The sequence below is a fragment of the Mycolicibacterium sarraceniae genome (assembly GCF_010731875.1).
GTDB classification, from domain to species: Bacteria; Actinomycetota; Actinomycetes; order Mycobacteriales; family Mycobacteriaceae; genus Mycobacterium; species Mycobacterium sarraceniae.
This window is the reverse complement of record NZ_AP022595.1, coordinates 2022701-2036933: the sequence shown is the minus strand read 5'-3', so window position 1 is coordinate 2036933 and position 14233 is coordinate 2022701. Positions and strand designations below refer to the sequence as shown.

Here is a 14233-nt window from a genome sequence, read left to right as displayed (position 1 = left end):
TAGCCGAGATGCAACTATGAGCTGGATTGGAGTCAAGTTACTGGTCGGTAACTTGAACTAAGTTACCATTGAGTAACTTACGATAGGGAGGCAGTCCGTGACCGCTCTCGACTGGGGCAGGCTGGTTGTTGGCCTGCTGGCAACCGCGATCGTGTTGGTGTTCGCCGCAAAGCGCGTGCTGTTCCTGACCAACCTGATCCGGTCGGGCCAGCCGATCAGCGACGAGAGCGGTCGCAAGGATGACATCCCGGCCCGCATCACAGCCCAATTCACCGAAGTCTTCGGCCAGAAGAAGCTGCTGAAATGGTCGATCCCCGGTATCGCCCATTTCTTTACGATGTGGGGCTTTTTCATTCTCGCGAGCGTGTATCTCGAGGCATACGGCGTTCTGTTCAACCCGGAATTCCACATTCCGTTGGTCGGTCGCTGGAATGCGCTGGGCTTCCTGCAGGACTTCTTCGCCGTCGCCGTGCTGCTCGGCATCATCGTCTTCGCGATCATCCGGTTGCGCTCCGAGCCCAAGGACTACGGCCGCGATTCGCGGTTCTATGGCTCGCACACCGGCGGTGCCTGGCTGATCCTCTTCATGATCTTCCTGGTCATCCTGACCTACGCGATCTTCCGCGGCGCCTCGGTGAACGCCCTCGGCGATGCGTTCCCGTACGGCTGGGGCGCGTTCTTCTCACACGCCCTTGCCATTCCACTCGAGCCGTTGGGCCACACCGCCAACGAGTGGATCGAAACCATCGCACTGATGGGCCACATCGGCGTCATGCTGGCGTTCCTGCTGATCGTGCTGCACTCCAAGCACCTGCACATCGGGCTCGCGCCGATCAACGTCACGTTCAAGCGACTGCCGAACGGCCTCGGCCCACTGCTGCCCGTTGAGTACAAGGGCCAGCCGATCGACTTCGAAGATCCCGCCGAAGACGCCGTCCTGGGCCGCGGCAAGATCGAGGACTTCACCTGGAAGGGCTACCTCGACTTCACCACCTGTACCGAGTGCGGTCGCTGCCAGTCCCAGTGCCCGGCGTGGAACACCGGAAAGCCGTTGTCCCCCAAGCTCGTCATCATGAACCTGCGCGACCACCTGTTCGCGAAGGCCCCCTACATCATCGGCGGAAAGCCGATGCCCAACGGCGAGAACGAAGCCGAGCAGCTCGTCTCCACCGGGGGAGGCTTCATCGAGTCCAAGCACGACGAGCATCACGCCGTCCCCGAGTCCGGCTTCGAGCGCATCATGGGATCCGGTCCGGAGCAGGCGACCCGCCCGCTGGTCGGCACCCTGGAGCAGGGCGGCGTCATCGACCCCGACGTGCTGTGGTCCTGCACCACCTGCGGCGCCTGCGTCGAGCAGTGCCCGGTGGACATCGAGCACATCGACCATATCGTCGACATGCGCCGCTACCAGGTGATGATGGAGTCCGAGTTCCCCTCCGAGCTCGGCGTGCTGTTCAAGAACCTGGAGAACAAGGGCAACCCGTGGGGGCAGAACGCCTCCGACCGCACCAACTGGATCGACGAGGTCGACTTCGACGTCCCGGTGTTCGGTCAGGACGTCGAGAGCTTCGCGGGTTACGAATATCTCTTCTGGGTGGGCTGCGCCGGCGCCTACGAGGATCGCGCGAAGAAGACGACAAAGGCGGTCGCCGAGCTGCTGTCGGTCGCGGGTGTGAAGTTCCTGGTCCTGGGCACCGGCGAGACCTGTACCGGTGACTCGGCACGGCGTTCGGGTAACGAGTTCCTGTTCCAGCAGCTGGCCTCGCAAAACGTCGAGACCCTCAACGACCTCTTCGAAGGAGTCGAGCGGGTCGACCGCAAGATCGTCGTCACCTGCCCGCACTGCTTCAACACCCTGGGCCGCGAATACCCGCAAGTGGGCGGCAATTTCACGGTGCTGCACCACACCCAGCTGCTGAATCGCCTGGTGCGGGACAAGAAGCTGGTGTCGGTCAAACCGGTCGGACAGGACATCACCTACCACGACCCGTGCTACCTGGGTCGGCACAACAAGGTGTACGACGCTCCTCGTGAGCTGATCGGCGCGTCCGGCGCCAAGCTCACCGAGATGCCCCGCCACGCCGACCGCGGCCTGTGCTGCGGCGCCGGTGGTGCGCGCATGTGGATGGAAGAGCACATCGGCAAGCGCGTCAACACCGAGCGCACCGAAGAAGCCATCGACACCGGTGCCGCCACGGTCGCCACCGGCTGCCCGTTCTGCCGCGTCATGATCACCGATGGCGTCGACGACGTGGCCGCGGCGCGCGATATCGAGAAGATCGAGGTTCTCGACGTCGCACAGCTGCTGCTGGGCTCGCTGGACCTGAGCTCAGTGACGCTGCCGGAGAAGGGCACCGCTGCCAAAGAGGCGGAGGCCGCTGCTGCGGCTGCCGTCGCCGCAGCACCGGCCGAGGCGCCCCCCGCACCCAAGGCCGAGCCTGAGCCGGCTCCCGCTGCCGAGGTGCCGGCCGCACCCGAGGCTCCTGCTGCGGCAGCACCCGTCAAGGGACTCGGTATCGCCGGTGGAGCCAAGCGCCCCGGCACCAAGAAGGCCGCTGCTCCCGCTGCCGAGGCACCTGCTGCGGCTGCATGGGCTGCTGAGGCACCGGCCAAGGCCGAGCCTCCCGTCAAGGGCCTGGGCATCGCCTCGGGTGCCAAGCGACCCGGCGCCAAGAAGGCTGCCGCACCGGCACCCGCCGCGCCGGCTGCTGAGGCACCCGCTGCACCTGCGGCTGAAGCCCCCGCTGCTGAAGCACCGGCCGAGGCTGAGCCCGTCAACGAGCCGCCGGTCAAGGGTCTCGGTATCGCTGCCGGCGCTCGTCGCCCGGGCGCCAAGAAGGCCCCAGCCGCGGCCGCGGCTCCGGCCGACGCTGCGGCGCCTGAGGTCAAGGCTGAGCCAGAAGCGACGCCTGAACCGGCTGCGGCACCAGAACCGAAGGCCGAAGCACCCAAGACTGAGGAGCCGCCGGTCAAGGGACTCGGCATCGCCAGGGGGGCACGCCCGCCGGGTAAGCGCTAAAGAGCCCGCGAGGCTGTCGTTAGCGACACCGCTACTCGATCTTTGTGTCGATAAGGACAGCGTGGGTGAAGAGCTACCCGATCTTGGTCAGCTGGAACGGAACCTGGGTGATCTGCCCGCCCGGGCAGTCGCCGTTGGAGTCGGCGGTCATCGTGCCTGCCATGGTCGCGGCATCCACCGAGTAGGCGATCCGCACCGGCGCGTAGCTGCCGTTATCGCAGACGATCCCGTTCGGCTTGGTGACCGTGAAGTTCCACTTGCCGTTGGTGAAGGTGGCCACGCTGGTCCAGCCCCGGGTGCTGGTGAGGTTGGCGGTGCAACCGTTGACGACGGGATCGCAAGCCGACACCACTGTCACGACGGCCCCGTCGTTGCCGCCCCTGAGGGCGTAGGTGCCGTTGATGGCTGCCGGATCGGCAGACGCGGAAGCAGCAAAGCCGAAAGCACCGGCCATAGCCAGCACAGCAGCAGACGTCAATGTGCGTGTGATCTTCACGTTCATCCCCTTGCGCCGTCGGACCGAGAGTGACGACTCAACCTAGCAGTGACTTCAGCCCTAATAGCGGCGTCCGCACAGGAGAGTCGCAGTTGTATCCGAGGTGACTTTCAATCGTGACTTCCGCACGGCATAGCAAAGCCACAATCGGTTACAGAAGAAACCAGTTTGCGTCGGAATGGGAGAATCGTCTGCGTGACTATCTACCAGTTACCGTGCAACGGCACGAGCCAGCATCCTCGGCCGCGCACGTTCACGCAGTCGACCAAGCTGCAGGACGTTCTCTACGAGATCCGCGGGCCGATTCACGAGCACGCCAACCGGCTGGAGAACGAGGGACACCGCATCCTCAAGCTCAATATCGGCAACCCCGCCCCGTTCGGCTTCGAGGCGCCCGACGTGATCATGCGCGACATGATCGCGTCGCTGCCCGACGCCCAGGGTTATTCGGACTCCAAGGGCATCGTCAGCGCCCGTCGCGCGGTGTTCACCCGCTACGAACTGGTCGAAAACTTTCCCCGCTTCGATATCGACGACGTCTACCTCGGCAATGGGGTCTCCGAGCTGATCACGATGACCCTGCAGGCGCTGCTCGACAACGGCGACCAGGTGCTCATCCCCGCGCCGGATTACCCGCTGTGGACGGCGTCGACGGCGCTGGCCGGCGGCACCTCGGTGCACTACCTGTGCGACGAGACCAACGGTTGGATGCCCGACGTCGCCGACCTGGAATCCAAGATCACCGACCGCACCAAGGCGCTTGTCGTGATCAACCCGAACAACCCGACCGGAGCGGTGTACAGCCGCGAAATCCTCGAGCAGATGGTCGAATTGGCGCGCAAGCATCAGCTGCTGCTGCTGGCCGACGAGATCTACGACAAGATCCTCTACGACGACGCCAAGCACATCAGCCTGGCCTCGCTGGCGCCGGACCTGCTGACACTCACGTTCAACGGGCTGTCTAAGGCCTACCGGGTGGCCGGCTACCGATCCGGCTGGCTAGTCATCACCGGCCCCAAGGAACACGCCAGCAGCTTCATCGAGGGCATCAGCCTGTTGGCCAACATGCGCCTGTGCCCGAATGTGCCTGCGCAACATGCCATTCAGGTAGCCCTGGGCGGTCACCAGAGCATCGACGACCTGGTCCTACCCGGTGGCAGGCTGCTCGAGCAGCGGGACGCCGCCTGGAACAAGCTCAACGAAATCCCCGGCGTCTCCTGCGTCAAGCCCACCGGCGCGCTGTATGCGTTCCCGCGGCTGGACCCCGAGGTGCACGATATCCACGACGACGAACAGATGGTGCTGGATCTCCTTCTGCAAGAGAAGATCCTTGTCACCCAGGGCACCGGCTTCAACTGGCCGGCGACCGATCACTTCCGGATCGTGACGCTGCCGTGGGCACGCGACCTGACCAAGGCCATCGAACGGCTGGGCAACTTCCTGGCCAGCTACCGCCAGTAAATGCTCAGCCCAGCGGCTCTACCCTGACCGGGTGACGCATTCGCATTCACACACCGGCCCGGTGCCGCTGAGCCCACTGGCCGCCCGGATCGTGGTGACCACACTGGCCGTGCTCGGTCTGGCGACGGTCATCGGCGCAGCAGTGTTGTGGCCGAGCGGGTCGAAAGTCGATATTCCCCTGCCCTTCCAGAACGGCCAGGGCGGCGCGGTCACCACCGAGGGCGGTCATGTGCTCTCCAGCAGCCTTGCCGACTGTTCCAGCCCGTCGGCGGGCCAGGTTCTCACCGCATCGCCTGCCCCCGGGATATCCGGCAGCGGCAGCTGTGTGCAGACGGTGGTAGCGATCGACAGCGGACCCAACCAGGGCGCGACGACCATGTTGGAGTTCTCCCCCGGCCCCGGTCAGCCAAACCTGTTGGCAGGCGACACCATTCGCATCTTCCGACAGGTCGACCAGCAGGGCACGACCACCTACAGCTTCTATGACTACGAGCGCACCTGGCCACTGATCGCACTGGCAGCGGTCTTCGCGATCGTCATTGTGGCCGTGGCCCGGTGGCGCGGACTACGCGCGCTGGTCGGCATCGTCGTGGCCTTCGGAGTGCTGGTGGTCTTCCTGCTGCCGGCGTTACGGGACGGCGCCCCAGCGGTTCCCGTCGCGCTCGTCGCCTCGGCGATCATCCTCTTCGCCGTGATATTTCTGGCGCACGGTGTCAGTCTGCGCACCAGTGCGGCCCTGCTTGGCACCCTGACCGCCATGCTGCTAGCAGCGGGACTATCTTGGGCGGCAATCGAAGTCGCGCATCTAACCGGCCTTTCAGAGGATCAGAACAACGAGGTTGCGGCCTACATGGGCCACGTGTCGATCCAGGGCCTGCTGCTGGCCGGGTTCATCATCGGCTCCCTCGGCGTCCTCAATGACGTGACCATCACCCAGGCATCGGCGGTGTTCGAGCTCGCGCACACCGACCACTCCCGCAGACAGATCTTCCTGCGTGCCATGCGCATCGGCAGCGATCACATCGCCAGTACGGTCTACACCCTGGTGCTGGCCTATGCCGGCAGCTCGCTGCCGCTGCTGCTGTTGTTCAGCGTCGCCAACCGGTCGTTGTTCGACGTGTTCACCAGTGAGAGCGTGGCCATCGAGATCGCGCGCTCGGCGGTGGGCGGTATCGCGCTGGCGTTGTCGGTGCCGCTGACCACCGCGATCGCCGCGGTGTTGGCTACCCCTGGTCCAGCAGCTTCAGCAGGTAGCCGCCATAGCCTGACTTGACCAGCTCGGCCCCGCAGCGGCCCAGCTGTTCGTCGTCGATGAAGCCCATCCGCCAGGCCACCTCTTCGGGGCAGGACACCTTGAGACCTTGGCGGTACTCGATGGTGCGCACGAAATCGCTTGCGTCCAAAAGTGAGTCGAAGGTTCCGGTATCCAGCCAGGCGCTGCCGCGCGGCAACACCTCGACCGCTAGCCGGCCCCGGTCCAGATACGTCTGGTTGACTTCGGTGATCTCCAGTTCGCCGCGCGGCGAGGGCCGCAACTCGCGGGCGATCTCGATGACGTCGTTGTCGTAGAAGTACAGCCCCGGCACCGCGTACTTCGACTTGGGATGGGCCGGTTTCTCCTCCAGCGACAGCGCGGTGCCGTCGGCGGCGAACTCGATCACCCCGTAGGCCGACGGATTGGCGACCTGGTAAGCGAAGATGGCTGCGCCGTGGATATCTCGGAACCGGCTCAGGCTGGTTCCGACGCCGGGTCCGTAGAAGATGTTGTCGCCCAAGACAAGTGCGACGGCGCCGGCACCGATGTGGTCGGCTCCAATCAGGAACGCCTGCGCCAGCCCGTCGGGCCGGTCTTGGACCGCGTAGCTGATGTTGACGCCGATCCGTGCGCCGTCTCCGAGTAACCGGTGAAACGCTGCCGCATCGTGAGCGGTGGTGATCACCAGAATGTCGCGGATGCCCGCCATCATCAGCGTGCACAGCGGATAGTAGATCATCGGCTTGTCGAATACGGGCAGCAACTGCTTGCTGGCACCCATGGTGATCGGATACAGCCGTGTGCCGGATCCCCCAGCCAGGATGATCCCGCGCAAGTCGGTCAGGCCTGCAGGTCTTCGGCGGACAGGTCGGTAGCGGCCAGGGCAGCCGCCATGTCGTCGTGGCGGAACGCCGAGGTGACGTGATCGTGCACCACGCGGAAGGCCGATGCCGCGGTGCGGACATCGGACGGGTCGGCCGCGGAGGTCAACGTCTCGCTGACGACGACGACACCGTCGCGGTAATAGATTTCGCCCACCTCGATGGTGCCCGGCGAACGCTGTGCCCACTCCCGCAGCGCGGCATGACCCTGCGCGGCGCCACCGGCATCCCCGATCTCGATATCGTCGCTGGACAGCGAAATCAGGGTGTCGAGGTCGGCGGTGCTCAGCGCGTCATGCCAGGCCAGAACGGTGGCGATCTCCGAAGTGCTCATCCCGCTAAAACTACCGGTCTAAAAGGGCGTGCGGGCCAACCAGGTGTCCCAGACACCCGGGTCACCGAATACCTCCAGGCCTTCCTCGGCAGCAGTGCGACGGCGCACCACGGCCAGCAGCAGGCTGCGCGCCGGACCTCGCAGCGCGGCGGTGGCCTTGCCGTGCTCGTGGTCGACGGCGATACCGTCAGGGCACCCGAGGATGGTCCACTCACCGGCCTCGCCGAGATCGGGCTCAGTGGCGTGCAGATGCAGAGACTGCCCGTCCCCCAGCGGCCGGTCGCCACCGGCGGGGCCTTCGTCGTCGGCCTGGATGACGACTCGCTCCAGCCATTCGCTGATGGCGTCGGCGGCCAGGGCTGGGTCGACGTCGAAGTCGACGCCCAACGCGATGGCGGCATCGGCCCGGTGGACCAGGACCTCGTGCAGACGCCGACGGATCCACCAGGAGGCGGGCCGCGGGCCGAGGAACGTCCACACCGAGGTGTCGGCGCCGGTCTGCGCGACGGCATCGATCAGCTGGCGCGGACCGGCCTCTATCCACTCGATCGCGTTGTCCTGACCTTCGGGCGCCTTACCGCCGGCGACAGCGCGCACGTCGATGTACTCCATCGATTCTTCGGCGACGATCTGGGCACACCACCGGTCACCGCGCCCGACGTGGCGCATCAGCTGCTGCAGCGTCCACTCCGGGCAGGTCGGCACCGGAATCGAGAGATCGGCGTTGCGCAGAAGCTCAGCGAATGCCGCGTTTTCGGCGATCAGTGCAGTTGCGAAGTCCACGAAGGAGAACCTACGTCACCAGCGGTCGGCCCAACGCATAAACGTTCCATCCCGCATCTGCCCATCGGTCGGCGCCGAGGCAATTGCGGCCGTCCACAATGACTCTGGACCGAACATGCTGCGCCAACTCGTCCGGGTCGAGGTCGACGAACTCTTGCCATTCGGTGAGCAACAGCACGGCGTCGGCACGGTCGCAGGCCTCCAGGGCCGACGTCGAGTAGTTCAGCGTCGGGAATAGCCGCTGCGAATTGTCCATCGCCTTAGGGTCATACACGTTCACGGTGGCCCCGTTGAGCTGCAGCATGCCGGCGACGTTGAGCGCCGGGGAATCCCGCACATCGTCGGACTCGGGCTTGAACGCCGCACCGAGCACGGCGATGTTGGCGCCCAGCAGCGATCCGCCGCATGCCGTGGTGGCCAATTCGACCATCCGGGTGCGGCGGCGCATGTTGATGCTGTCCACCTCGCGCAGGAACGTCAGCGCCTGGTTGGCGCCCAACTCGCCGGCACGCGCCATGAAAGCCCGGATGTCCTTGGGCAGGCAGCCACCCCCGAAACCCAACCCCGCGTTAAGGAATCGACGCCCGATGCGTGGGTCGTGACCCAGCGCGTCGGCCAGTAACCGAACATCGGCGCCGGCGGCCTCACATACCTCGGAGATCGCGTTGATGAACGAGATCTTGGTGGCAAGGAAGGCATTGGCCGACACCTTGACCAGTTCGGCAGTCTGCAGGTCGGTCAGCAGGAAGGGTATGTCCTCGGCGAGCAGCGGTGCGTACATCTCCCGCAACACTGCCTCGGCGCGGGTCGAATCAGGCTGCACGCCAACGACGATCCGGTCTGGATGCAGGGTGTCCTGCACCGCGAATCCTTCGCGCAGGAATTCCGGATTCCAGGCGATCTCGACGTCAACACCGTCTCGGGCCAGCGACTGCGCGCGCCGGCTCAGTTCGGCGGCGGTTCCCACGGGAACCGTTGACTTGCCGACGATCACGGCGGATCGGGTCAGCCGGGGCACCAGCTCGTCGATGACGGCGTAGACATGGCGCATATCCGCGGCGTTTTCACCTTTTTTCTGCGGGGTTCCGACACCGAGGAAGTGCACATCGGCGAACTCGGCCGCCGCGTCGTAGTCCGTGGTGAACTGCAGGCGGCCAGCAGAGAGATTGTCCTGCAACACCTTTGTCAGCCCCGGTTCATAGAACGGGATGTCGCCGGATGACAGTTTGGCAATCTTGCCGGGGTCGACGTCGATCCCGATGACGTCATGACCAAGCTCGGCCATGCCCGCGGCGTGGGTTGCTCCTAGATAACCGGTGCCAAACACTGTGCATCGCATACTGCCTCTATAGGGAGCTCCGATGATGCGACCGCATCATGACACTGAGCGTGAGGCTAACGGCCGGTGAACTCGGGACTCGGTCAGTGCCCGAAACTCGGCCAAGGCCACAACGGGCTCTGCGAACCGCCGCCGGATCCGCCGCCGTAACCACCCGAACCCGAGCCACCGGATCCCGAGCCGTAACCGCCCGAACCACCGGCCGCACTGGGGGCACTGGGAGCACCAGGCACCTCGGTGGTCACTGGCGAGGACGGAGTCGTCGGGTTCGACGGTTGTGAGGGCTCCGACTGCGACGAGGGCTGGGAGGGCGGCGAGGGCTGCGTCGGCTCCGAGGGCTGGGACGGGTAATTCGGCGACGACGGGTACGACGGATAGCGCGGCGCCCGCGGCGGTCGCAGGAACGGCGGCAACAGCGGCGGCAGCACGATCACGGGCGGGGCGATGATCGGGGCCGGAATGACGGGCGCGATCGGGGCCGGGGCCGGGGCCTCAGGAATGGGAGCGGGTGCCGGCACCTCGGGGGCCGGCGCGGGTGCAGGTGCTGCGGAGGCGGGAGCAGGAGCGGGCGCTTGCGCCGGGGTCACGTAGACCGTCCGAGGTGCCTGCTGCACGACGGGCATTGGCTCCTGGATGGTTTCGGGAACCGACGGGGCCGACGGTGCGGCCACCTCAGGGGCGACGGGCGCGGCGGCCTGGCTGCTCGGCACCACGACACTCTGGGCCGGGCTGGGGCGCTGATCTACCGTCGGCCGGATGCTGACTGCCAGGGAGATCACCAGGGCGACCACACCGATCACAAAGACCGAGGTCAGCGCGCTGCCAACCAGCAGGAACGGCTTGCGCTCCGGCTCGTCGACGGTGAAATCGGGATCGGCGGGGATCGGGTGGTAGCCGAAGTCGTCGTCCAACTCGTCGAGCACTTCGCTATAGCCGAGCGGGGCCATGTAGCCGGCGGCAGCCATCTGGGTACCGGCTGCCGACATCCCGGCTGCCGACATCTCGGTGTCCGCACCGGCAGAGTAAGCCTTACCGGCGGTGGTGCCATCGGGGTCCCGGGCGTAACCCAAGCCGACGGTCGACGCTTCGTAGCGAGGCGTTGCGGCCGATGCGAGCGCAGCACCGCGGGCCAGGGCCAGTTCGGCTTCCTCTGGTGCGTGCACGGGCAACATCGTGCCCAGCGCGAGCTGTGACTTCACGGCTGCCACGTCGATGCCGGCGCCGAGAACGAACAGGCCCTGCGGCGGCTGGTCCAGGCCTTCCAAGCCGGTGATCATCCGCTGAAGTTCGGCGATCGCATCTTGGGCGTGCAGGCTCTCGGTCTGGACTTTGACGATCGCGCCACTAGCGGTCTCGACCACTGCGACGGTCGCGTTGTCGCGGTCGAGCAACATCAGCGCCGTGCGGTCGTAGCCGACGGCCCGCCCGACCACCTGTGCCAGCGCGCCCGCGGCGTGCAGTTCAGACACCAGGACAACATCGGTGATCTTGCGGGCCCTGAGCGCGTCGCGCAGCTCCGCCGCGGCTGCGTGGTCGGTCCAGGTGACGCCGGTGGAAACCAGACGATGGCCACCTTCGGTGGCGCTCTCGCGGGTACCCAGAATTGCCGCGACAACTTGATCGGCCACGGTTGCCGAACCTTCGCCAGTCGCGACGTCGAAGGTGTCATTGTCGACGGTGACTCCGTCGGCTTTCTCGCCTTCGACCAGCACCATGCGCACCGTTGATGGTGTCATGGACACACCGAGTGCGATGTCCACTACCCCTCCAAGGTTGTTTGCTGGGTCCCCCGACCCGCTGCTGCGATCAGCCCTGCTGGAGCCGCCCGACTAGAAAGCTCATCGCCGCTGGTAGCGGCTCCGTTACAGCCGGACGGGTTAGCTGGTGAGTGACAGCTGACCCTGGAGCACTGAGGTTACTCGCCGGGCCTGGAGTGGATGAAGTTCTGGTACGAACGCGACGGTGTCGGCCCACGTTGGCCCTGGTATTTCGAGCCGACGCCGGCGCTGCCATACGGGTTTTCGGCGGGGCTCGTCAGCCGCAACAGGCACAGCTGGCCGATCTTCATCCCCGGCCAGAGCGTGATCGGCAGGTTGGCCACGTTCGACAGTTCCAAAGTGATGTGGCCAGAGAAGCCCGGGTCGATGAAACCGGCGGTCGAGTGGGTCAGCAAGCCAAGGCGCCCCAATGACGACTTGCCTTCCAGCCGGCCGGCGAGGTCGTCGGGCAGGGTGCAGCACTCCAGCGTCGAGCCGAGGACGAACTCGCCGGGATGCAGCACGAACGGCTCGCCGTCGGCGGGCTCGACCAGGCTGGTCAGCTCGTCCTGCTGCTTGGCGGGGTCGATATGGGTGTAGCGGGTGTTGTTGAAGACCCGGAACAGGCTGTCGAGCCGGACGTCGACGCTTGACGGCTGCACGAGGCTGTCGTCGAAGGGGTCGATGCCCAGGCTTCCATCGGCGATGGCGGCGCGGATGTCACGATCGGAGAGCAGCACGCGACGAGCGTACTGGCGGATCAGTTGATCGCGATGGTGACCGCGTCAGGCGGCAGCGAGTTGGCGTGGATGAGCACTGATCTCTGGCTGTTCACGTCGTCGTAGGGGAAGCCGTAGTTCTTGCCGTCCAGGCCAAGCTCGTGGAAGACCTGTGCGTAAGCGCTGTAACTCGTGTCAGCGGGGTAGTACGCCGCGACAGTGCCCCCTTGGTCCGGCGAGGCCGCGACCCCGCGGTTGAAGGCAGCGTCGACTTGGGCAAAGACGGTGCCCTGTTCGTGGTTGCCGACGAGCGGTCCGTCCCCGGCGAAGACCTGCGCTGTGGTCGGCTTGTCCATCACGTAGCTGCCCGAGACACCATCGGGGTTGAGCGCGGTGACGGTGTAGGCGAATTGGTTGTTGGCGTTGACCTGGCCGGTCACGGTCTAGCCGCCGGGTGAGGTGAGCGCGAATGCCTGATTCTGGTACTTGCTCCAGAAGGCGTCGACCGGTTCGTCGCGGTAGCGCGCCAGTGCGCCGGGCTGCGTTGATCGAAGCGACGCGATGCGCACCGGATTGCCTTGGCCGTCCTTGATGACGAGCTGCTGGAATTCTGATGGCACCGAGTTCTGGTAGGTGGTGAACACCTGATTGCGGCTGACGGCGGTGCCGCGGGTGGCAGAGAAGGAGCCCTGCGCGAGGGTGAAGCTCAGCGGCAGCCCGAACTGGTCGACCTGAGTGGTGTTGCCGCCGAACGGCACTCCGCCGTATTGGTAGGTGAACTCGAACCAGTCGTGGACGGTGGCGTAGTTGGGATTGGTGACGTCGACGGGGTCGGTAACGGTCTAGCCAGTGTTGTCCGGGCTGATCGCGATGTGGAGCGGCTGGTTTATCGAGACGTAGATTCGGTCGCCCTGCAATTCGGGTGGCATCCGCAGATTGCCGGCCTGGTCGAGGGTGTAGGACATGTTGGCGTAGTTCACGCCATCCTCTACCAGATGACCAGGCGCGTTCGCGTCCGCATTGTTGATCGCATGGGCGGTCCCGTTCTGGTCCACCCAGGCCCAGTGGTCTTTGGAGATCTGTCCCACGACGGTGACGTAGACCTGGCCGCTGCTGAAGGGCGAATTGTTGACGAAGTTGACCGGATACGTTCCCGCGTTGTGGGGCACCACGTCGATGGTGACGGTGCCGGTCGCGGCATGACCGCTGGAGCCGAACAGGCCGAACGTCAGGAGGTTGACCAGTGCGGACAGGCCGTGGGTATGCGGGCCACTCCAGAAGTCCGAGTTAGTGACCTTGAAAGTGTCGGTGTAGGCGTCGGTGAGTCCGCGACCGTCGGTATCGACGCCGCCGAGCGGGAACGGATCACTGGTCTCACCGTGATCGAGTGCTTCCGATCTGGTCTGCGGCGGGAGCGCGGGAGTTACGGCTTCAAACGTGCGTTGGAACCAATTGCGTTGCGCCGCTTGAACAGAACGAACCAGATTGGCGGCGGATGGCAGGCTCACCCGGAGAGCACGCGAAGCGCCGCGCCTCGGCGTGGTCGAGGTGGCGCGGGCACTGGGCGCCGTTGCGTGCGCCTGCGACCGGGACGACTAGACGGCGCTATCGGAGTTCGAGGTTTCGGCATGCCCGGTCGCAGGGTTGGCCAGTAATGCGGCGCCGATTCCGATAGCCACCGCGGCGACCCCAAGCCAACCAGCGTGCGCGATGAACTTCATCAGGTCCCGTGCGACGTGGCTGAATGCGGTCACGCTGGGCCGGCAGCTACTGGTAGCGACGTTGTTTACACCTTCGGCGTGCTCGGTGCTAACGTCTGTGTCCATCGCCGATGTAGTTCAATGGCAGAACATCAGCTTCCCAAGCTGAATACGCGGGTTCGATTCCCGTCATCGGCTCCATGATAACCGCAGCTCAGAGCTTGTAGCTAGCTCCCCTAGGATTATTCTCAAGTCCGTTTTGTTCGGATTTTGTTCGGCAAGAACATGCGTTCGATTAGCTGCGTTTCCCCAGGTTGTCGGTCTGCCCCGGTAGCGTTTAGACCACCGAAAAGGCCACCGACAGCCGGTTCCTACGACGAATTCGTCCTATCTCCGCGAAGTGCTCTGTACGCTTTGGGAAAAAATTCCCCCGACACCGATTCGGCCGCTTCAGACAGGCCTAACACGTTGGTAGACAACGTAATTCAG

Annotated in this window: 11 protein-coding genes, 1 tRNA gene and 1 pseudogene; 4 read left to right on the top strand and 9 right to left on the bottom strand. The window is 65.2% G+C overall.

Annotation, left to right across the window (positions count from 1 at the left end; translation table 11 throughout):
* Nucleotides 1-97 precede the first annotated feature (97 nt).
* Entirely contained in the window at nucleotides 98-3019 is a 2922-nt protein-coding gene (locus G6N13_RS10090; protein WP_163696681.1) for a (Fe-S)-binding protein, read from the top strand.
* Between the two features lie 73 nt (nucleotides 3020-3092).
* On the opposite strand, the gene G6N13_RS10085 is transcribed toward G6N13_RS10090, so the two are convergent.
* A complete protein-coding gene (locus G6N13_RS10085; RefSeq protein WP_163696679.1) occupies nucleotides 3093-3515 on the bottom strand; it encodes a hypothetical protein in 423 nt (140 codons plus the stop codon).
* A gap of 168 nt (nucleotides 3516-3683) precedes the next feature.
* Here G6N13_RS10085 and G6N13_RS10080 point away from each other — a divergent pair, with 168 nt between their 5' ends.
* Nucleotides 3684-4976, top strand: coding sequence for a pyridoxal phosphate-dependent aminotransferase (locus tag G6N13_RS10080; protein WP_407663888.1), 1293 nt, complete (start codon nucleotides 3684-3686; stop codon nucleotides 4974-4976).
* Nucleotides 4977-5007: 31 nt separating this feature from the next.
* Nucleotides 5008-6249, top strand: a complete 1242-nt coding sequence (locus G6N13_RS10075; protein WP_163696677.1) for a YibE/F family protein — start codon at nucleotides 5008-5010, stop codon at nucleotides 6247-6249.
* Here G6N13_RS10075 and rfbA read toward each other — a convergent pair.
* From rfbA to G6N13_RS10025, 8 genes and pseudogenes are all read right to left on the bottom strand, one after another.
* On the bottom strand, nucleotides 6200-7066 hold the full coding sequence (rfbA, locus tag G6N13_RS10070; protein ID WP_163696675.1) for a glucose-1-phosphate thymidylyltransferase RfbA: 867 nt from the start codon (nucleotides 7064-7066) through the stop codon (nucleotides 6200-6202). The two genes, G6N13_RS10075 and rfbA, sit on opposite strands and share 50 nt — an antisense overlap.
* 5 nt (nucleotides 7067-7071) lie before the next feature.
* The gene (locus G6N13_RS10065; RefSeq protein ID WP_163696673.1) at nucleotides 7072-7446 is read right to left on the bottom strand and encodes a nuclear transport factor 2 family protein; all 375 of its coding nucleotides are present in this window, start codon (nucleotides 7444-7446) and stop codon (nucleotides 7072-7074) included.
* Between the two features lie 18 nt (nucleotides 7447-7464).
* On the bottom strand, nucleotides 7465-8229 hold the full coding sequence (locus G6N13_RS10060) for a maleylpyruvate isomerase family mycothiol-dependent enzyme (RefSeq protein ID WP_163696671.1): 765 nt from the start codon (nucleotides 8227-8229) through the stop codon (nucleotides 7465-7467).
* A gap of 10 nt (nucleotides 8230-8239) precedes the next feature.
* Nucleotides 8240-9568, bottom strand: a complete 1329-nt coding sequence (locus G6N13_RS10055; RefSeq protein WP_163696669.1) for a UDP-glucose dehydrogenase family protein — start codon at nucleotides 9566-9568, stop codon at nucleotides 8240-8242.
* A gap of 83 nt (nucleotides 9569-9651) precedes the next feature.
* Complete coding sequence (locus G6N13_RS10050) at nucleotides 9652-11304, bottom strand: DUF7159 family protein (protein WP_235677988.1); 1653 nt, start codon at nucleotides 11302-11304, stop codon at nucleotides 9652-9654.
* Nucleotides 11305-11483: 179 nt separating this feature from the next.
* Nucleotides 11484-12065, bottom strand: a complete 582-nt coding sequence (gene dcd / locus G6N13_RS10045; RefSeq protein ID WP_163696665.1) for a dCTP deaminase — start codon at nucleotides 12063-12065, stop codon at nucleotides 11484-11486.
* A gap of 20 nt (nucleotides 12066-12085) precedes the next feature.
* A pseudogene (locus tag G6N13_RS25020) lies at nucleotides 12086-13213 on the bottom strand (beta-1,3-glucanase family protein).
* 426 nt (nucleotides 13214-13639) lie between these two features.
* Complete coding sequence (locus G6N13_RS10025; protein ID WP_163696659.1) at nucleotides 13640-13870, bottom strand: hypothetical protein; 231 nt, start codon at nucleotides 13868-13870, stop codon at nucleotides 13640-13642.
* 1 nt (nucleotide 13871) lies between these two features.
* Here G6N13_RS10025 and G6N13_RS10020 point away from each other — a divergent pair.
* A tRNA-Gly gene (locus tag G6N13_RS10020) sits at nucleotides 13872-13945 on the top strand.
* The last annotated feature ends 288 nt before the right edge of the window (nucleotides 13946-14233 follow it).

What these genes read in the sequence shown, in the direction of transcription:
- G6N13_RS10025 (WP_163696659.1), bottom strand. Translation starts at nt 13,870, where the DNA reads ATGGACACAGACGTTAGCACCGAGCACGCCGAAGGTGTAAACAACGTC.
- G6N13_RS10050 (WP_235677988.1), bottom strand. Translation starts at nt 11,304, where the DNA reads ATGACACCATCAACGGTGCGCATGGTGCTGGTCGAAGGCGAGAAAGCC.
- G6N13_RS10065 (WP_163696673.1), bottom strand. Translation starts at nt 7,446, where the DNA reads ATGAGCACTTCGGAGATCGCCACCGTTCTGGCCTGGCATGACGCGCTG.
- G6N13_RS10055 (WP_163696669.1), bottom strand. Translation starts at nt 9,568, where the DNA reads ATGCGATGCACAGTGTTTGGCACCGGTTATCTAGGAGCAACCCACGCC.